At 57.5% G+C, this 17228-nt stretch carries 18 protein-coding genes; 1 reads left to right on the plus strand and 17 read right to left on the minus strand.

The window, feature by feature from the left end:
* Positions 1-81: 81 nt before the first annotated feature.
* The 17 genes from DX909_RS08365 to DX909_RS08440 form a co-directional block, all read right to left on the minus strand.
* Positions 82-3303, minus strand: a complete 3222-nt coding sequence (locus tag DX909_RS08365) for a hypothetical protein (protein ID WP_164851225.1) — start codon at positions 3301-3303, stop codon at positions 82-84.
* Positions 3304-3404: 101 nt separating this feature from the next.
* A complete protein-coding gene (locus tag DX909_RS08370) occupies positions 3405-4472 on the minus strand; it encodes an NAD(P)/FAD-dependent oxidoreductase (protein ID WP_128544693.1) in 1068 nt (355 codons plus the stop codon).
* Positions 4469-5185 carry a (d)CMP kinase gene (cmk, locus tag DX909_RS08375; RefSeq protein WP_128544694.1) on the minus strand — a complete coding sequence of 239 codons (717 nt, stop codon included), beginning with the start codon at positions 5183-5185 and terminating at the stop codon, positions 4469-4471. The genes DX909_RS08370 and cmk overlap by 4 nt, the downstream gene beginning before the upstream one ends.
* Positions 5186-5268: 83 nt before the next feature.
* The gene (locus DX909_RS08380; RefSeq protein WP_229310985.1) at positions 5269-5832 is read right to left on the minus strand and encodes a GNAT family N-acetyltransferase; all 564 of its coding nucleotides are present in this window, start codon (positions 5830-5832) and stop codon (positions 5269-5271) included.
* A 58-nt stretch (positions 5833-5890) separates the two neighbouring features.
* On the minus strand, positions 5891-6478 hold the full coding sequence (locus DX909_RS08385) for a LutC/YkgG family protein (RefSeq protein WP_229310986.1): 588 nt from the start codon (positions 6476-6478) through the stop codon (positions 5891-5893).
* A 65-nt stretch (positions 6479-6543) separates the two neighbouring features.
* Positions 6544-7962, minus strand: a complete 1419-nt coding sequence (locus DX909_RS08390; protein WP_128544697.1) for a lactate utilization protein B — start codon at positions 7960-7962, stop codon at positions 6544-6546.
* A gap of 4 nt (positions 7963-7966) precedes the next feature.
* Positions 7967-8122 (minus strand): DUF8506 family protein, encoded by a 156-nt coding sequence (locus tag DX909_RS29480; protein WP_164851226.1) that lies wholly within the window; start codon positions 8120-8122, stop codon positions 7967-7969.
* On the minus strand, positions 8109-8684 hold the full coding sequence (locus DX909_RS08395) for an ATPase (protein WP_128544698.1): 576 nt from the start codon (positions 8682-8684) through the stop codon (positions 8109-8111). Before DX909_RS08395 ends, DX909_RS29480 begins: the two co-directional genes overlap by 14 nt.
* Positions 8685-8755: 71 nt before the next feature.
* The gene (locus DX909_RS08400; protein WP_128544699.1) at positions 8756-8956 is read right to left on the minus strand and encodes a helix-turn-helix transcriptional regulator; all 201 of its coding nucleotides are present in this window, start codon (positions 8954-8956) and stop codon (positions 8756-8758) included.
* Positions 8953-9459, minus strand: coding sequence for a hypothetical protein (locus DX909_RS08405; protein WP_128544700.1), 507 nt, complete (start codon positions 9457-9459; stop codon positions 8953-8955). Before DX909_RS08405 ends, DX909_RS08400 begins: the two co-directional genes overlap by 4 nt.
* A gap of 81 nt (positions 9460-9540) precedes the next feature.
* Positions 9541-10275: a (Fe-S)-binding protein gene (locus DX909_RS08410; protein ID WP_128544701.1), complete on the minus strand. Its 735-nt coding sequence runs from the start codon at positions 10273-10275 to the stop codon at positions 9541-9543.
* 34 nt (positions 10276-10309) lie between these two features.
* Positions 10310-11089, minus strand: a complete 780-nt coding sequence (locus tag DX909_RS08415) for an endonuclease/exonuclease/phosphatase family protein (protein WP_164851227.1) — start codon at positions 11087-11089, stop codon at positions 10310-10312.
* A gap of 60 nt (positions 11090-11149) precedes the next feature.
* On the minus strand, positions 11150-11476 hold the full coding sequence (locus tag DX909_RS08420; protein WP_128544703.1) for an L-rhamnose mutarotase: 327 nt from the start codon (positions 11474-11476) through the stop codon (positions 11150-11152).
* An 88-nt stretch (positions 11477-11564) separates the two neighbouring features.
* Entirely contained in the window at positions 11565-12848 is a 1284-nt protein-coding gene (gene fucP / locus DX909_RS08425) for an L-fucose:H+ symporter permease (RefSeq protein WP_128544704.1), read from the minus strand.
* A gap of 44 nt (positions 12849-12892) precedes the next feature.
* A complete protein-coding gene (locus DX909_RS08430; protein WP_128544705.1) occupies positions 12893-13675 on the minus strand; it encodes an L-fucose dehydrogenase in 783 nt (260 codons plus the stop codon).
* Positions 13676-13689: 14 nt separating this feature from the next.
* Positions 13690-14514, minus strand: coding sequence for an amidohydrolase family protein (locus DX909_RS08435; protein WP_128544706.1), 825 nt, complete (start codon positions 14512-14514; stop codon positions 13690-13692).
* A gap of 10 nt (positions 14515-14524) precedes the next feature.
* A complete protein-coding gene (locus DX909_RS08440) occupies positions 14525-15379 on the minus strand; it encodes a fumarylacetoacetate hydrolase family protein (RefSeq protein WP_128544707.1) in 855 nt (284 codons plus the stop codon).
* Positions 15380-15609: 230 nt separating this feature from the next.
* On the opposite strand from DX909_RS08440, the gene DX909_RS08445 reads away from it, so the two are divergent.
* Positions 15610-17226, plus strand: coding sequence for a DUF1593 domain-containing protein (locus DX909_RS08445; protein ID WP_229310987.1), 1617 nt, complete (start codon positions 15610-15612; stop codon positions 17224-17226).
* The last annotated feature ends 2 nt before the right edge of the window (positions 17227-17228 follow it).

Below are 17228 nucleotides of genomic sequence, written 5' to 3' on the forward strand. Positions count from 1 at the left end.
GCGCTACTTCCTGAAAACGGGGAATTAAAAACAAAAAGCCCCTGACTGAGCAGGGGCTTTCATTCATGAATATATTTTTTCTTAAAAATCGTACCCTAAGGTCAGATAAGCGACGGGCTTCCCGACCACGTTGTTCTCGACGCCCCAGGCATAATCGAACTTGACGTAATAACCGAAAAGCATTGTCCGGGCACCAGCACCGTATCCGAGCAGGAACGGATTCTTGAAGTTGGTCACGGTGGCCCGGAACGGATCGCCGTTTCCTCCCACCACTTCCGTGTTCAGGCTGTTCTGGCGGCTGAAGGGCCCCTTGCCGGCCCAGGCCGTCCCGATGTCCGAAAAGGCTACCAGCTGGAAATTCCGCAGAAAGTTCGACGTGACCGGCCCGCGGTGCAGGAATCGGATCAGCGGCAGCCGCACCTCGGCGTTCGCCAGCATATAGCTCGTCCCGGTCAGTTTTCCCAGCCGGAAGCCCCGCAGCGGAGCCGCCAGATCCAGGAAGAAGACGTCCCGGTTGTCGCGGGTCGGCGACAGGACCAGCGGGTTGCTGGCCGTGTTCTCCTTCACGCCTTCCGAAATCCCGATCCAGTTCTCCATCCCGCCGAGGGTAGCCTTTTTGGGTGCCGGACCGGCCGAATGGCTTCCGGAAAGACGCAGGGCCACGATCATGTCGCGGTGGATTTTCTGGTAATGCCGCAGATCGATCGAGAGCCGGTCGAAGCTGCCGGCACCCCGCTTGACGCCGTTTTCGATCCGTTCGGTCAGACCGACGTAGTTTTCGTATTTGATTTTGAACCGCGTTCCTTCGATCATGTTCATCCCGTTCAGGTTCGTATTGTCAAACACGAACTCGGCCCGCGCCCCGGTGTAGTCGGACGAACTGCCGCCCACCTGAAGCAGATCGAGGTAACGGGTGACGATGTAGAACGGCGCCAGGGTAAACCGGCTGTTGACCGAAAGAGGGTAGGAAGCCGAAACCGTCACCTTGTTGAACCGGTATTTCTGATACTGCCCTTCCTCGGAGAAGATCGTCTTCCGGTCGAAGCGGGCACTGTAGTCGATGCGGTCGACCAGTTTGTTGTATTCGGCGAAAAGGTCGCTGTTGCGCAGGTTTGTGGTGATGAACAGACCGGCTTTAATGATATGGTTTTCCAGCAGGTCGTTCATCGTCAGCGACTGGAAGTAGCCGAAACCCCGGATGGGGTCGATCCGCCAGTCGGAACTGGCGTCACTGGCCACGAACAGACCCTGGTAATTGAACGGCCCCCGGATGGTGACGTTCTCCCGGCGACGGCTGCGCGGCACCACGACCGAAGCGGTGGTCCCGGGAGTTGTCCGGCGTTGTTTGTATTCGATGGATTTGGCTACGTCGGGGTCGAACTGATACTGGTCGGTATCCACTTCGCCGGGGTTCAGCTTCATCGACTGCGTTACCGCCGTTGAATCGACGGTTCGGTTGCCGGTCGAAGGCGCGGCTGTGGCGGCCGGTGCTGCGGGAGTCGTTTCGGGTTTGGGCGGCTCCAGAACCGTAGCCCGCCGGGTCAGCGGCAGCTGCAGCGACTGGCTCAGATTGACTTTCGAGCGGAAGCCGATGACTTCGGCCCCGTCTTTCAGCTGGCTGTAGACCATGGCCCCCGAAGTGGTGTTGAGATCATATCGGTGAATACCCTGGCTGAAACCCGTAATCGTTTGTCGGACACCGGTTTCCCTGTCCAGACGAACCAGGTTCTGCACCCCGGATGCGTCGTCCAGATAAAAGATCGTGTTTTCACTGGCGGCCGTCGGACGAAGGGCTACCCCCAGCGAATCGGTCAGGCGGGCGACGGCCTCGGCCCGGGGCGCTCCCTCGTGCAGGAACAGGCTGAGCTGATTCCGGATGGTTTTGTAATTCCCTTTATCGATCCCGAGCGAGTCCATCCGGCGGTTGGAAGAGAATACTATCTGCCGGCTCCGGCCGACAAACTGGGGATACAGATCGTCGTACAGATCGTTGGTAAGCTGCTGGACCGTACCGCGACCGATGCTGTACAGATACAGGTCGTTCTGCCCCCGGCGGTCGGCGCTGAATACCAGAGCGGAGCCGTCCTCCGAAGCATCCATGTCGATGACCTGGCTGACGCCCCGGACGATCTGCTTCTGCTTCAGTTTCGGCTTTTTATCCAGCTCGGAGTAGATGTATAGACGCATTTGCCCCTGTTCTTCGGTCAGCACCAGAAGATTATCCCGCTGCCAGGCCACCAGCGGGGTGGCCAGCCGAACCGGGGATTCATCCTGCTTGTAACCGCCTTTCCGGATCACGGTCTTTTTCTGGTTCTGCGTGTTGACCAGCGTCACCTCGAACTTGCCGCGCCAGGCGGTACCGTAGGCAATGTAATTCTGGTTGGGGCTGAGCCGGAGGCTGGTCAGTTGGGCCGGGTCCTTCTGGGTCGAAACCGTCAGACGGAACGTGTCTTCCCCGCCCTTGTTGGCTTCGGCCACCGGCCGGGCCATGGAGGAATAGAATTCCCGCCATTCGCGCAGGAACCGGCTGTAGGGAACGCCCAGCGTGCTGGCGATGCTGTTCTGCTCGTTGCGGATGATGCGGGTCAGGTTCAGGATGTTGGATATATTGTCCTTTCCATACCGCTCGGCAATATAATTCCAGATGGAGTGCCCCACCCGCATGGCCTCATCGCCGGTCAGGGTCGACGGTTTGCGGACGGGCCGGGTCAGGGCCACATCCCGCATGTAGTCATCCATTTCCGTACTCCAGCCCTCGGCGATGTAGGAGGCAATACCGGGCATGTACCATTCCGGCAGCGACAGCAGCAGCGAGCTTTGCAGGGCGTCCTTCAGGCTGCCGCCGTACAGCATATCGTATACGAACAGCAGCGACACCTCGCGGATCAGCTGTTTGCGGAAGCTGACCTGATCGCCGGTAAAAGCGAGTTCGAGCCGGGATTTGGACAGGGAAAGTTCCTTGTAGTTCGTTCCGCTGGCGGCACTCAGACCAATGTTGCTCTGGGCCAGTTCCTGCGGAGAGTTATAAATAAAAACCTTGATGCGGTTGTAGGGCGTGTAGCCCAGTACCTCGGTGATCCGGTCGAAGTCGGTTTCGGCGTACTGGGCGGCCAGGTTGGCGATCTGGTTGCCTTCCTGGTAAAAGTAGATTTCAAAATTGGAGGTTTTGATCACCTTCCAGTCAAACTTGCGGTATTGAATGCGGTTGCGACCGAACTGCTCCTGGGAAGGGTAGTTCTGGGCCACCGCCACATTCATGATCAGCATCAATCCGGCTATCCAATGTATACGTTGCTTACTCATATGCAACCCGTGTAATGGTATAATTTTAATTCAGCGATTTCGGACCGGAGCGTTTTATAACTGGCAGAGAATTAATCCGATCTTTATCGACAAGGTCCTTTTTACTTTGACTTGTAATATAACGAAAAGACGCGCTCAATATTAACCTCCTCTTCCAATTCTTTCCGACCCTCCAGAAATTCGGCGAACCGGTCGGCAAAATAGGGAGCCAGCGATACGCCTTTGGTACCGAGGCCACCGAAAATCGCCACCGCCGGATGGGCCGGATGCAGACCGATAAAAGGCCGCCGGTCTTTGGTGGCCGGACGGATTCCCGCCCGCTGACCGACCACCCGGTACGGCACCTTTAGCAGACTCCGGAGCTTCTGCTCGATAAACTCCCGACCGTCCTCCGTTGTTTGCCAATTTATATCGTGCCAGGTGTAGGTAGCGCCAACCCGGCAAATACCTGAATCTACGGGCATTATAAAGATTCCCTGATTGATGATACGGTCCACCCCATAGGTCTCCGGCAGGATGTCGAGCGTCTGGCCTTTGACCGGGTTAAAGGGCAGCCAGCCGAACAGCGGATTCTGCCCGCCGTACGGGCCGTCGCAGCAGATCAGCTTCCGGTACTGCCGCCCCTGCCACACCACGCCGTCGTCCCGGATCTCCATCTGACCGTAGTCGAATTCGGCTTCGACGTATTGTTCTTTTTCGGTAAAATACGCTCGGACGGCGGGCAGAAAAACCGGCAGATCGACCCAGCCCGAGCCGGTCACTTCCAGCCCGCCGTACGGATTGTGTATATAAGGGCCATACCGGTCATCCTCCGTTTTTTCCAGAACAAATTGCGCGATGGACGGATCGGAAGTCTGGGCCAGATAGGTATTCTGTTCTTCGATGGACCGGTAGGGCCGGTAGATATTCGTCCGGTGGAGAAACCGGATGCCGAGGCTTTGCTCGATCTCGCCGTAAAACCGGTGAAGAAACGGAAAAAGCTGGTCGGCCTTCCAGGTGCGAACCAGCTTTTTACCGGTCAGCGGGTTGAAGATTCCGGCAGCCGCCAGTGAGGCTGAAGGGCGCCCCGACGAACCGACCAGCACCACCCGTTTGCCCCGCCGGTCGAGGGTCCAGGCCAGCACCGAGCCGGCAACGCCCTGTCCGATAATCAGGTAATCGGCAATCATTTTTCCTTCAACTTGAAGTGGCCTTTGCGGTGCAGTTCGGCAATTCGCTGGTCGGCCAGATGGATGACCCACTCGACCTGTTCGTCGATGGTCATATAGGAGGTGTCCAGTTCGACGGCGTCTTCGGCCTTACGCAGGGGGCTTTCGGCGCGGGTAGTATCGATGTGGTCGCGCTTGCGAATGTTTTCCAGAATTTCATCCAGCCCCACCACCTCGCCTTTCCCGAGCAATTCGATCTGTCTCCGCTGGGCGCGGATGAAGGTGTCGGCGGTCATGAACACTTTCAGTTCGGAGTCCGGAAAAACCCTGGTGCCGATGTCGCGGCCGTCCATGACGACTCCCCGTTTCCTGCCCATGCGCTGCTGCTGGGCCACCATCGCATGGCGAACCTGCGGGAGGGCGCTGACCTCGCTCACGAAGTTGGCGATATACATTTTCCGGATCTCCTCCTCGACGTTCAGACCGTTCAGACAGGTTTCGTTCCGGCCGGTGCCGGAGTTGATCTGAAAGGCAATCTGAATATGGTCTAGGGCGTCTCGGACGGCTTTGGGGTGGTTGATCGGAATCTGGTTCTGAACGAAATACAGACTGACGGCCCGGTACATGGCGCCAGTATCGATATAGGTATAGCCCATCCGGGCCGCGACCAGTTTGGCCGTCGTGCTTTTCCCGCAACTCGAATAACCGTCGACGGCGATGATGATTTTTGGCATGGTTACAAAGAAACAGCACACCGGAAGAATTCGCAACCGGCTCGGGTGAGGTTCGATAAGATCCGGGTGATTTGGGCCGGGGCTCAGTGTTTTTCGGTGATGGAAACGGTCCGCTGATGGGCTACAAACTCTTCCCGAAGCAGGGCGAAGATGTGTTCGTCGAGGTAGCGGCTGTTTTTGATGGCGGCCTTTTTCAGAACCGCTTCCGGCCGAAAACCGGCCTGCATCAGTACCCGCATCGAGGGCTCGTTCCCTTCCAGGACGCAGCCGAACAGCCGATTGACCTGGAAGTTGGTAAAGATGTAATTGACCATGGCCGGTACGGCCTCCGACATGATGCCGTGCCCCCAGTAATTTTCCCCGAGCCAGTAGCCGATTTCGGCATTGAAGCGATAAATATCTTCCTTGATGGTGAATCCGACGTTACCGACCGCCTTCCCTCCCACATCGACCGCCAGATTGACCGGCTGCTGATAGGAACGGTTCATGCGAATCCACGAGCTGGCGTCGCGGACGGTATAGGGATGCGGAAAAAAATCCCGGACACGGTCCCAGATTTTTCGATTGTTGGCGTGCTCCGATAGTGAGTACTCGTCGCCGTCCCGCCAGGGCCGCAGAGTGCAGGTATCGAGGTAAATGACTGCCACGTTGCTGACTGTTTTGGTCCAATATACACTTTTTACAACATGGCCGGACAATTTTCGGTTACGAATTTTCCAATAAAATGACGGAAAGACTCCGTGCCCCATGCGCGCCAATGACCAGCGACTGCTCGATATCGGCCGTTTTGGAGGGCCCCGCAATGAACACTCCAAACCCGGACGCTCCTACCGAAAGCCGCTCATAAGCCCGGTGCATATTCTCCACCAGATCGGCCGTCCGGACCACCATAACCAGGTGCTGACAGATGAACGGCAGCACCCGATGCCCGACGGACTCTTCCGGAATCCAGATGGCCGAATTTTCGGCCACGCCGAACTCACCCGGAATCACGGCCAGGTCCACCGAGGCCAGGTCGTGCGGGTCGACGACGTCGTACCGCATCGTGGTCAGAGACTCCAGACCGGGCACCAGGCTGATCACGTTCGGCAGGTCGCTGTACGTTTTCCGGATGTAGGTTTCCGCTTCCGCCAGATCGGGAACCACCACCGGCGTCCCGCCCACGAACTTCAGCACTTCCGAAAACGTTTCGGTCAGGTCGGGGAAGTTCGATTCAAAGGTACTCTTCTCCGGCAGCGGCCGCAGGGCCGGTTTGTTCTCCCGGATGGCCGCCAGAATACGATCTCGACTCATAATCAGCTAATTATTAAAATAACGCCCCAACTCCTAAACCCCGAAACTCTTAAACTCCCAGACCCTCAAACGCCGAGCCGCGTCTCTTCCGAAACGGCCGGCCGGTTTGGCGTTCCGTTTCCTCCAGCGGCCTCCCGGTGCAGATACCATTCCCGGAAGCTTTCCTTCGGCGGCTCGGGCATTTCGCGTCCCCGATACCAGGGGTTGAGCGGATTGGAGACGGTAAACGGCAGCAGCCGCATCATCGTGCGCCCGGCTTTCCCGGAAAACCGGAACAGCTTCGGGTTGGAGAGAACACTCGCCATTACCTTCATGCCCTGCTTCTTCGTGCTGTCGACGTAGCCTTCTTCGGCCAGAATCTGCCGCCATTTATACAGCTGGTCGTGAATATCGATCTTCACGGGGCAGACGTTCGAGCACGAGCCGCAAAGGGTCGAGGCAAACGGCAGGTCGGCGTTTTTGCGCATATCGAGGTTCGGCGCCAGGATGGAGCCGATCGGCCCGGCCACCGCGTTGTGGTAGCTGTGCCCCCCGCTCCGGCGGTAGACCGGGCAGGTGTTCATGCAGGCTCCGCAGCGGATGCACTTCAGCGAGTTGCGGAAATCCGGTCGACCCAGCTGGGTGGTCCGGCCGTTGTCGACGATGATGATGTGCATCGTCTGACCGGTCCGGGGCCGGTGAAAATGGCTCGAATAGGTCGTGACGGGCTGACCGGTGGCGCTCCGGGCCAGCAGCCGCAGGAAAACCCCAAGATGAGCCGCCTTCGGAATGACCTTCTCAATGCCCATGCTGGCGATGTGTACGTCGGCCAGGTGGGCGCCCATGTCGGCGTTGCCTTCGTTGGTGCAGACCACGAAACCGCCGGTTTCGGAGATGGCGAAGTTGACGCCGGTCAGGGCGGCCCGGCGGGTCAGGAATTTCTCGCGCAGGTGCTGACGGGCGGCTTCGGCCAGGTATTGCGGGTCGGAAGCGCCCTTCTCGGTGCCGAGGTGTTCGTGAAACAGCTCGCCGATTTCCTCCTTTTTCTTATGGATACAGGGCATGACGATGTGGCTGGGCGGCTCTTCGGCCAGCTGCACCACCCGCTCGCCCAGGTCGGTGTCGATCACCTCGATGCCGTGCTGAAGCATGAAATCGTTCAGGTGACATTCTTCCGTCAGCATCGACTTGCTCTTGACCATCTGGCTGACCCCATTCTCCCGCAGAATCTGAAGCACGAGGGCGTTATGCTCCTTCGCGTCGGCGGCCCAGTGGACCGTCACGCCGTTGGCTTTGGCCTTTTCCTCGAACTGAACGAGGTACTCGTCCAGATTGGAGAGCACGTTGTGCTTGATCTGGGATGCGGCTTCGCGCAGGGCTTCCCATTCGGGTACCTGGAATACCGCCCGGTCGCGCTTTTCGCGCACGAACCAGAGTGACTTATCGTGCCAGGTCGTCCGGTCGTAATCCCGGGTAAACTGTTCGGCTGCCTGAGAGTGGTTCATAAGGTCAGAGTTCTCTTGCTTTTACCCGGACGGGCTGCCCGTTGCGGGAAATGACAATTTCTTCATCATTCCGTCTTGCCTGTTCGATCAGACGTCTGACGGCAAGTCGCATTCCTTCCAGGAATTTTGCGTTTTCCGGCGTAATTTTAGCCTCTTTCATATGCTTTCAAAGCGTCCCATATCTGCTGATTAAACACATCCGGCTTGGCTCCCATTCCGCCCTGCATGACAAAATCAGGTTCTGTTCCTGAATTGTTTACAATCAGATACTGATCGCAGAGCGGTATGTACAGCTTACCCGGATTGACTAAACTGCGATGATACCGGCGTTCAATGATTTCGGGTGGAATAGAATGCCCGCCCTTCGCAACCCGAATGGCGACCCTGGCTTTGGCGACTTCCACCGATTCCAGCCAGACGTAAAACAGCTTTACTTCATAGCCGATCGCCCTCGCTCGCCGAATCGTCTGAACATAAGACCGGGTAGAGAGCGTCGTTTCAAAGGCGAAATCAACACCCTGCCCCAACAGATGATTGATTCGTTCCAGCATAATTCGCCCAGCTTCAAAAGCGACGGTTTCGGGCTGGAAGGGCGATAGGCCCCGCGCTATTTCATCGGCATTGACAAACTCGCGGCAGTTCAGCACTTCCGGCAGAATCGTGTAGGCCGCCGTAGTTTTACCGGCTCCATTGCAACCGGCCAAAATGTAAAGATTCGGCATTTTTGACAGGATTTCGCGTAAATGTGCGGCTGCCCGGTCGTAAATCCTAATCCTTCAACGTTCTGTTCAACCTAATCGGTTTCTTCCAGTTGGAAAAGCTCGGTTACATTCTTCTCGAACACCTGCGCCAGTTTCAGGGCGAGGATGGTCGAGGGTACGTAGCGGCCGGTTTCGATGGAATTGATCGTCTGCCGGCTTACGCCGATGCGTTCGGCCAGGTCGGCCTGCGACATGTCGCGCTCGGCCCGGGCCACCTTGATCCGGTTCTTCATAGCGCCATCACGACTCGTTCGTTTCGGCGCAGGGCCAGCCGGAACCGGATGATGAACACGATCAGAACCGTGAACATATTGTAAATCATTACTTCCAGAAACAGCCCCCCGTGAACCAGCAGCACCAGCACCCCCAGTACGAAATAGTTCACATACACCGCCCACTGCAACGATTCGAGCCGCACCCGGCTGATCATTTCATCCTCCACTTTCTCCTTCGAAAAAGCGATGAACAGCAGACCGAGGATGATGCCCAAGGTGGCAATTTCATCCGTCAGATTTACGGTATTGTGGCCGTTGGCCAAAAAACTGCCGCCATCCGTCACGAACCAGATAAACCGCTGCACGAACCCCGCGTCCGGCCCCGGCGCCTGCCATGAAAAGGTTAAAAAATCAAATGTAAACTCAGCATACCGGGCCATCAGGCCCAGCATGGCCGAGGGAATGAACAACAGCCAGCCGATCAGGCGGTAGCGGTGCGGAAATAACCATTGCGTTTTCATAGTCGTATCAATTTCGTTTGTCCAAAAGTAAAGCTAACTTTACAAATAGACAAAGAAACCTTACAACTTTTGAGCAAACGGTTAATCCTGATTCAGGATCTCCGCAATATGCATGACCCGGACGGGCAGTTTCTTCCGCCGAACGATGCCCTCCAGGTGCATCAGACACGACATATCCCCGCCGGTCAGCACCTCGGCGCCGTTCCGGACGTGATCCTCGACGCGGTCGATGCCCATGCGGGACGATACGGCTTCTTCGAAAACGCAGAACGTTCCGCCGAAACCGCAGCATTCATCTTTCCGGTCCAGGGCGATCAGCTCCAGCCCCTCCACCATGGTCAGCAGCTTCTCCGGCTTGGAAAACGGGGGCGCCACCAGTTCCGACATCTGCGAAAGGTGCAGCCCCCGCTGCCCGTGGCAGCTCTGGTGCAGCCCTACCTTGTGCATGAACCGGGCCGGCAGCCGTTCCACCTTCAGTACGTCGGTCAGGAATTCGGTCAGCTCGTAAATATGGCTGCGGATCTGCTGCGCATCGCCTTCCCGGTCGTGGGAGTGCAGGTGGTCCTTCACGTGCAGCGTGCAGCTTCCTGACGGGCAGACGACGGCGTCGAAGCCGGCAAAGTTCTTCACAAACAGCTCGTTGCAGTCCTGCGCCAGTTTCTCGAAGCCGGAGTTGGCCATCGGCTGACCGCAGCAGGTCTGGTTCAGCGGGTACGTGACCGTGCAGCCCAGCTTCTCCAGCAGCTGCAGCGTGGAAATGCCTACCTGCGGGTAAAACTGATCGACATAACACGGCAGAAAAAGTGCGACGTTCATACGGTTCTGGCCGACATTTACCGGATCACTCCGGCTATTTCGACACCATTTGTTTCGGTTTACGGAAACGGTACGTTGCCAGCACCGGCTGGTGATCCGACAGCTTCGGGACATTCAGCACCCGGTAGCGAACCAGTTCCAGCTCACTGCTTTTCAACGTCATGATATAATCCATTCGGGCGCCCGTACCGATCAGCGTCGGCGCGAAGGAATCCTTCCCGGCATCGACCCAGGTATTCATTAACTTAGCCACTTCCGGATCATCGGGATCCGTGTTGAAATCTCCGCACCAGACGACCGGCTGAATGCTGTTTTCCAGCGCCTTATTCACGAAGGCGAGCTGGACGCCCCGGTTGAGGGGCGATTTTTCCTCCAGCTGCGAATTGCAGAACCGAATCGTCTTCTGATTGGGCAATTCGACGTAGGCGCAGAGCAGAATCCGCTGTTCGGTCGAATCCGGGTTGGGCAGCATCAGCTTCTGATCCGCAATGATAGGATACCTGGATAAAACAGCTGTCCCGTACCCTCCGCCCTGGAGCCGAATGGCCCGACCGTACAGCGGGCTGAGGGAAGTCATCCGGGCCAGCTGCCCCAGGTGGTCGGCGCCCCGGCTGCGGGTGGTGGCGCTGTCGACCTCCTGCAAAGCCACCAGATCCGGGCTGAACTGACGGATCAGGCGGCCGATCTGGGCAATGGTATTCTGTTCCTGGGCGTTGGTGCCATGGTGAATATTATAACTCAGGACGGTAATCGTGGATTGGGCGGTGGATTTCTGAACAAGAACGAATCCTAAAATCACAAGTAGCTTCCACATTCGCATAAGTCAGCAGGGTTGGTATTTATCAAAAATACGAAGTACCGGCCAACCTAATCCTCACAACTTGAATATTCTATCCATGAGGACCCATTTCTCACCCGGTTTCGCCAGAGGCAGCGCCTGCTGGTATTTCCACATCAGAGTCTCCCACTCCCGCACTTTCGGATTGGCGGCATCGCTTTCGGCCTTGCGTTCAAACGAAAAGGATTCGTCGGTTTCCATGATCATGAAAAGCCGGTTTCCGATGCGGTAAATCTCCATGTCGGTCACCCCCGCCGACCGGATGCTCTCCTCGATCTCGGGCCAGATGCGCTCATGGTATTTTTCATACTCGGCGATCAGCGCCGGATCGGGGTTGAGGTCAAGGGCCAATGCGTAACGCATAGAAATTGTTGAATTGTTGAATGATTGAATGGGCGCTGCAATGCTAACATTGCGGAGCAATTATTCAATCATTCAACAATTCAATCATTCAATTATTTATTTCTCCTTCCGGCCGGTACAGCTTCCAGCCATAAGCCGCCACCACCAGGAAGCACAGCAGCGGGACGATGTAGGCGATCTGGATGTCGCTCCGGTCGGAGATATAGCCCATCAGGAGCGGCCAGAGGGCTCCGCCGGCAATAGCCATGACCAGCAGGGACGAGCCGATTTCGGTGTCCTCGCCGATGCGGGCGATGCCCAGCGAAAAGATGGTCGGGAACATGATGGATTCGAAGAAGGGAATGGCGAAAACCGCCCATACCGCCAACTCGGACTGGATGGTCATGGCCGCCACCAGCAGCAGCACGCTGATCAGGGAGTAGACCGTCAGCAGAACCTGAGGTTTTATATACCGCATCAGCCACGTTCCCACGAACCGGCCGATCAGAAAGCCCAGCATTGCCCAGCCGAGCCATTCGGCGGCCTCCTTCTCGGGCACGTCGCTCGTAAATTTGGCAAACCGGATGAAAAAACTCGTCACACAGACCTGGGCGCCGACATAAAAAAACTGGGCGATCACGCCCCATTTCAGGTGCCGGTGCCGCAGCGCCGACCCGACCGTCGAAGGCGCTTTTTTCTCGCTGTCGCTGATGTCCGGCAGTTTGATGAACATGAACAGGGCCGCCACCGCCACCACCACGATGCCGATAATTAGGTACGGGAGCTTCACCTGTCCGGCTTCGTATTGCAGATAGCTGTTCAGCTGTTCCGGCGACATGGCCGCCAGCTCGGCCTCGGAATGCTCGATGCCGCTCAGGATGAACTTTCCGCCCAGCACCGGTGCCAGAAAAGCGCCCAGCCCGTTGAACGACTGGCTGAAATTCAGGCGGGTCGTGGCGGTTTCGGGTTTGCCGAGAATCGTAACGTACGGGTTGGCCGCCGTCTCCAGAAACGCGCAGCCCGACGCGATGATGAACAGCGCCCCCAGAAAGAAAATATACAGACGGGTGTCGGCCGCCGGCACGAACAGGAATGCCCCGACCGCATACATCAGCAGCCCGGCGATGATCCCGCGCTGGTACCCGTACCGCTTCATGATGAACCCGGCCGGCAGCGCCATGATGAAATAGCCCAGATACACTGCCGAGTCGATCAGGGCTGATTGCAGGTCCGTCAGGCGGCAGGCTTTTTTCAGGTGGGGAATCAGAATCGGTTCGAGGTTGTGAACGAACGCCCACAGGAAGAACAGGCTGGTTACCAGGGCGAAAGCGAGCGTGTAGCTGCCGGTCGAACCGGTGGCGCGGGCGGTGGTGGAGGGAGAAACGGATGCCATGGAAATACGGGTTTAGGAATAGCGACGATTTTCGGGTCCCGGACTCAGGTCAGCGCCCGGTCGAGGTGAACGTAGCCGCCGTCGACATAAATCAGCTGGCCGGTCGTGTGGCTCGACTTGTCCGACAGGAGAAAAACCACCATGTTGGCGATTTCCCCGGGCGTCGTCATTCGTTTTTCCAGCGGAATCTTCGACACGATGCTGTCCAGTTTCTCCTGCGGATTTGGGAAAGTTTTGATCCAGTTTTCGTACAGGGGCGTCCAGGATTCGGACACGATGACGGCATTCACCCGGATGCTGTAGGGCAGCAGTTCGACGGCCCACTCCCGGGTCAGGGCGTTCCGGCCCCCGTTGGACGCGGCATAGGCCGAGGTGTTTCCCTGTCCGGTTTCGGCGGTTTTCGAACTGATGTTGACGATGGCTCCCTTCGATTCCTTCAGGGCCGGCAGGGCATAATGCGCCATGAGGTAGTAATGCACGACATTTTTATGCAGCGACTGCATAAACCGCTCATAGTCCCCTTTCTCCAGCCCTACCCCGTCGTTCACGCCCGCATTGTTGACCAGCCCGTCGATCCGCCCGAACTGCGCCAGCGTCTGCTCGACGGCTTTTCGGCACTCTTCCGGCCGGGTCAGTTCCGCTACGACCGAAACCGCTTTTCCGCCGGCTGCGGTAATCTGCTCGACGGTTTTCCGGTTGTCGGCTTCGCTGCGGCCGACGATGACGGGAATGGCCCCTTCGGCGGCCAGCACGGTCGAGATGCCCTCGCCGATGCCCTTGGCCCCGCCGGTGACGATGATGATCTTGTCTTGTAGGTTCAGGTTCATGGTTCCGTCTGGAACTACAGGTTATAAAATTTCACGGCATTGGCCCCGTAGACTTTCCGGCGCGTCTCCTCGTCGAAGCGGGCCGTGTATTCGTCCAGGATGCCTTTCATCTGTTCGTATTCGGCCGCCACCAGACAAACCGGCCAGTCGGAGCCGAAGACGACCCGGTCGGGACCGAAGTTTTCGAAAACCACGTCCAGATACGGATAAAAATCTTCCTTTTTCCAGCCTTTCCAGTCGGCTTCCGTCACCATGCCCGACACTTTGCAGAGCACGTTCGGCTGTTTGGCGATGGCCGCCATAAAGTTGGCCCAGGTGGTGATCCGGCCGTCTTTGATGTACGGTTTGGCGAGGTGGTCGATGATGAAAGGCACTTCCGGGACGGCCCGGACGAGGTGGAGCGCGGCTTTGAGCTGGTTCGGATAGATCAGGATGTCGTACGTAAAATCGAAGGCCGTCAGCTGCCGGACGCCCCGGATAAACTCGGGCCGGGTCATGAAATCTTCCGGTTCGGCCTGCACCACATGGCGGAATCCCTTCAGTTCCTCAAACTGGGAGAAGTATTCCAGCCGGTCGTAGAGGTTTCCGGCCCGGAGATCGACCCAGCCCACGACGCCCCGGATGAAGCTGTAGGCCTGCGCCAGCTGGACCAGAAACAGCGTCTCGTCCTCCGACTGGGCGGCCTGCACCGCCACGCAGCCATCGATGCCGTTCTGTTTCAGCACCGGCTCCAGGTCGGAGGGCAGAAAATCGCGCCGGATTCGCTGCATCTCCTCCGTAATCCAGGTATCGCGCTCAGGGTCGTAGAACCAGAAGTGCTGATGTGCGTCGATCGTCATGAGGTTCCGATCAGGTGAACGCTACGGCGGTTTGTTTCTGGGTGCCCAGGCCTTCGATGCCCAGTTCCACCACGTCGCCCGGCTTCAGGAACCGCTGCGGTTTGAGGCCCATGCCGACGCCGGAGGGCGTTCCGGTGGAGATCACGTCGCCCGGCAGCAGCGTCATGAACTGGCTGATGTAGCTGACCAGCGTCGGAACGTCGAAAATCATGTCGTCGGTATTCGAATCCTGCAGCAGTTCGCCGTTGACGCGCAGCCAGAGGCCGAGTTTGTTCGGGTTCGGCACCTCCTCTTTAGTGACCAGAAACGGCCCCAGCGGAGCGAAGGTGTCGGCGCTTTTTCCCTTGACCCACTGGCCCCCGCGTTCCAGCTGGAAGGCCCGCTCGCTGTAGTCGTTGTGGACGGCGTACCCGGCGATGTAATCGAAGGCCTCTTCTTTGGAAACATAGGTCGCTTTCTTCCCGATGACGATGGCCAGTTCGACTTCCCAGTCGGTTTTTTCGGAACGTTTCGGAATGACGACGTGATCGTCCGGCCCGACCAGCGCCGTAGTCGATTTGAAGAACAGGATTGGTTCGGCCGGCACGGGGGCGTTGGTTTCGGCTGCGTGCTTGGCGTAGTTCAGCCCCACGCAGACGATCTTGGACGGCCGTTTGACGCAGGAGGCCCGGCGGGCGTTTCCGGGGACATCCGGGCAGGCATTTTCGTTGGTTTTGAGCCACTCGGCCAGTTTTTCCGGTCCATTGGAGGAAAAGAAGGTTTCGTCGTAATCCTGGCCGAAGGCGGAAACATCGAGACTGCGGCCGGACAGCAGCATGACACCGGGGCGCTCATTGTCGGGCGAGCCGAAGCGGAATAGTTTCATTGCGGAGGGTTGCTTTTTATAGTAAAGAGAAAAAAAAGCGGCTTATAACCTTGCCCGCAAAAATAAACCACCGCCCATCGTTCGCAACCGTCCCGGACAAGTTTTACGAATCGGGAACGATGAAGGGCCCCGATCCTGACGATGGAAGTGAACGGTCTCGGGAAAAAACCATAACTTGACCGGAGCCGTCGGCCAGGACGGTATCGATTCAGTACTTAAACCCAACCTCAATGCGTTCCGCTCTACAACGTTTCCGGAGAAACTTCCGCCGGGGGGCAACCGGACTTTTTCTGATGGCCCTGCCTACCATTGGAGCAGTTGCCCAGCCTCCGGGTAAACCGGCTCCGCCCCGAATTGTGGTTACGGCCGATCCGGAACTGGATGACAACAACTCCCTGATCCGTTTTCTGCTTTACAGCAGCGACCTGAATATAGAAGGACTCATCTACGCCAGCAGCCAATTTCACTGGAAAGGAGACGGAAAAGGCACAAAGTGGTTCGTCCCCAACCGGGAATATTCGCGGTTCGGCCTTAACCTGTGTCCCTGTGAGTCCTGGCGGTGGGCCAAAGACGAATGCTTTATTCATGATGCCGTCGAAGCTTACGCCAAAGTGTATCCGAACCTGAAAGTCCACCACCCCACTTATCCGGCTCCGGCTGACCTCCGGTCGAAAATCCGGTACGGCAACATTGAATTCGACGGGGATATTTCCAGAGATTCGCCCGGCTCCGACCTGATCAAAACCCTGATCCTCGATAACAAGCCCGGCCCCCTCTTCCTTGCGGCCTGGGGAGGACATAGTACGATTGCCCGGGCGCTCAAATCCATTCAGGAGCAATATGAATACACCACCGAATGGGAAGCCCTCAGGAAGAAAATAGCGCGCAAGGTGGTCCTGCTGCCTTCCGGTGATCAGGACGATATGTATACCCTCTATATTAAGCCGAACTGGCCGGATATCGAATACCGGCAATTTCGGAACGGCCCCAATTACGGGTATGGGGCGCAGCTGGGCGCCAGGCCGGAGAATGCCGCGTATCTGACTGCAGCCTGGATGAAGGAAAACGTATCGGATCGTGGGCCGCTGGGCGCTTTATACCGGGTCTGGGGCGACGGAAAACAGATGGTTAAAGGGGATAAACTGGATTATTTCGGCCTGGCGGGCCACACCGGTGAGGAACTGAAGAAGATGGGATATGCCGTCTGGATGCCGGTCCAGCCGAAAGGTTCGTGGTTGGGAGAAGGTGACAACCATACTTTCATGAATATGCTGGGAAACGGTCTGCGGGCTTACGAAGCGGCTTCTTATGGGGGTTGGGGCGGCCGGGATGCGGGCCAGCGGGAAGGGGTGAGTTTTTCTTTTTCCTCCTCCCAGGATACCAGTGCCAGCGCTATGGCCACTTCCCTGAGCACGCAGAATAACCGGTCCGGTAAAAGTGCAGCGGAGCCGGAATACCCGAATTTCTTTCCGCAGGCGCAGCGGGATTTCGCGGCCCGTCTCCATTGGTCGGTTACTCCGGTTTATTCCGGTGCCAACCACGAACCGGTGGTCAGGATCGAAGGGCCGTTAGCCGCCGCGGCCTCCCCCGGAGATAAAATCCGTCTGAACGGTTCCGTCTCCGATCCCGACGGGAATGCGGTTTCCGTCAAATGGTGGCAGTTTCAGACCGGCAGCTACCCGAACACCGTGGTGATTTCCAATCCCACATCGGCGCAGGCTGAAGTCCTTATTCCCAAAGAGGCAGCGGGTGGCCAGACCATTCATCTCATCCTTGAAGGCACGGACAACGGAACGCCCTCGCTCACCCGCTATCAGCGACTCATTATTACGGTACGAAACAAGTAACT

Source organism: Larkinella soli, from assembly GCF_003703975.1.
Taxonomy (GTDB): domain Bacteria; phylum Bacteroidota; class Bacteroidia; order Cytophagales; family Spirosomataceae; genus Larkinella; species Larkinella soli.

Bases quoted from the DNA above. Each gene is read 5' to 3' on its own strand.
- DX909_RS08365 (WP_164851225.1), bottom strand. From the start codon at position 3,303: ATGAGTAAGCAACGTATACATTGGATAGCCGGATTGATGCTGATCATG.
- fucP (WP_128544704.1), bottom strand. From the start codon at position 12,848: ATGGCATCCGTTTCTCCCTCCACCACCGCCCGCGCCACCGGTTCGACC.
- DX909_RS08410 (WP_128544701.1), bottom strand. From the start codon at position 10,275: ATGAACGTCGCACTTTTTCTGCCGTGTTATGTCGATCAGTTTTACCCG.
- DX909_RS29480 (WP_164851226.1), bottom strand. From the start codon at position 8,122: ATGAAAGAGGCTAAAATTACGCCGGAAAACGCAAAATTCCTGGAAGGA.
- DX909_RS08370 (WP_128544693.1), bottom strand. From the start codon at position 4,472: ATGATTGCCGATTACCTGATTATCGGACAGGGCGTTGCCGGCTCGGTG.
- DX909_RS08420 (WP_128544703.1), bottom strand. From the start codon at position 11,476: ATGCGTTACGCATTGGCCCTTGACCTCAACCCCGATCCGGCGCTGATC.
- DX909_RS08440 (WP_128544707.1), bottom strand. From the start codon at position 15,379: ATGAAACTATTCCGCTTCGGCTCGCCCGACAATGAGCGCCCCGGTGTC.
- DX909_RS08405 (WP_128544700.1), bottom strand. From the start codon at position 9,459: ATGAAAACGCAATGGTTATTTCCGCACCGCTACCGCCTGATCGGCTGG.
- DX909_RS08445 (WP_229310987.1), top strand. From the start codon at position 15,610: ATGCGTTCCGCTCTACAACGTTTCCGGAGAAACTTCCGCCGGGGGGCA.
- DX909_RS08395 (WP_128544698.1), bottom strand. From the start codon at position 8,684: ATGCCGAATCTTTACATTTTGGCCGGTTGCAATGGAGCCGGTAAAACT.
- DX909_RS08435 (WP_128544706.1), bottom strand. From the start codon at position 14,514: ATGACGATCGACGCACATCAGCACTTCTGGTTCTACGACCCTGAGCGC.
- DX909_RS08400 (WP_128544699.1), bottom strand. From the start codon at position 8,956: ATGAAGAACCGGATCAAGGTGGCCCGGGCCGAGCGCGACATGTCGCAG.
- DX909_RS08385 (WP_229310986.1), bottom strand. From the start codon at position 6,478: ATGAGTCGAGATCGTATTCTGGCGGCCATCCGGGAGAACAAACCGGCC.
- cmk (WP_128544694.1), bottom strand. From the start codon at position 5,185: ATGCCAAAAATCATCATCGCCGTCGACGGTTATTCGAGTTGCGGGAAA.
- DX909_RS08415 (WP_164851227.1), bottom strand. From the start codon at position 11,089: ATGTGGAAGCTACTTGTGATTTTAGGATTCGTTCTTGTTCAGAAATCC.
- DX909_RS08390 (WP_128544697.1), bottom strand. From the start codon at position 7,962: ATGAACCACTCTCAGGCAGCCGAACAGTTTACCCGGGATTACGACCGG.
- DX909_RS08430 (WP_128544705.1), bottom strand. From the start codon at position 13,675: ATGAACCTGAACCTACAAGACAAGATCATCATCGTCACCGGCGGGGCC.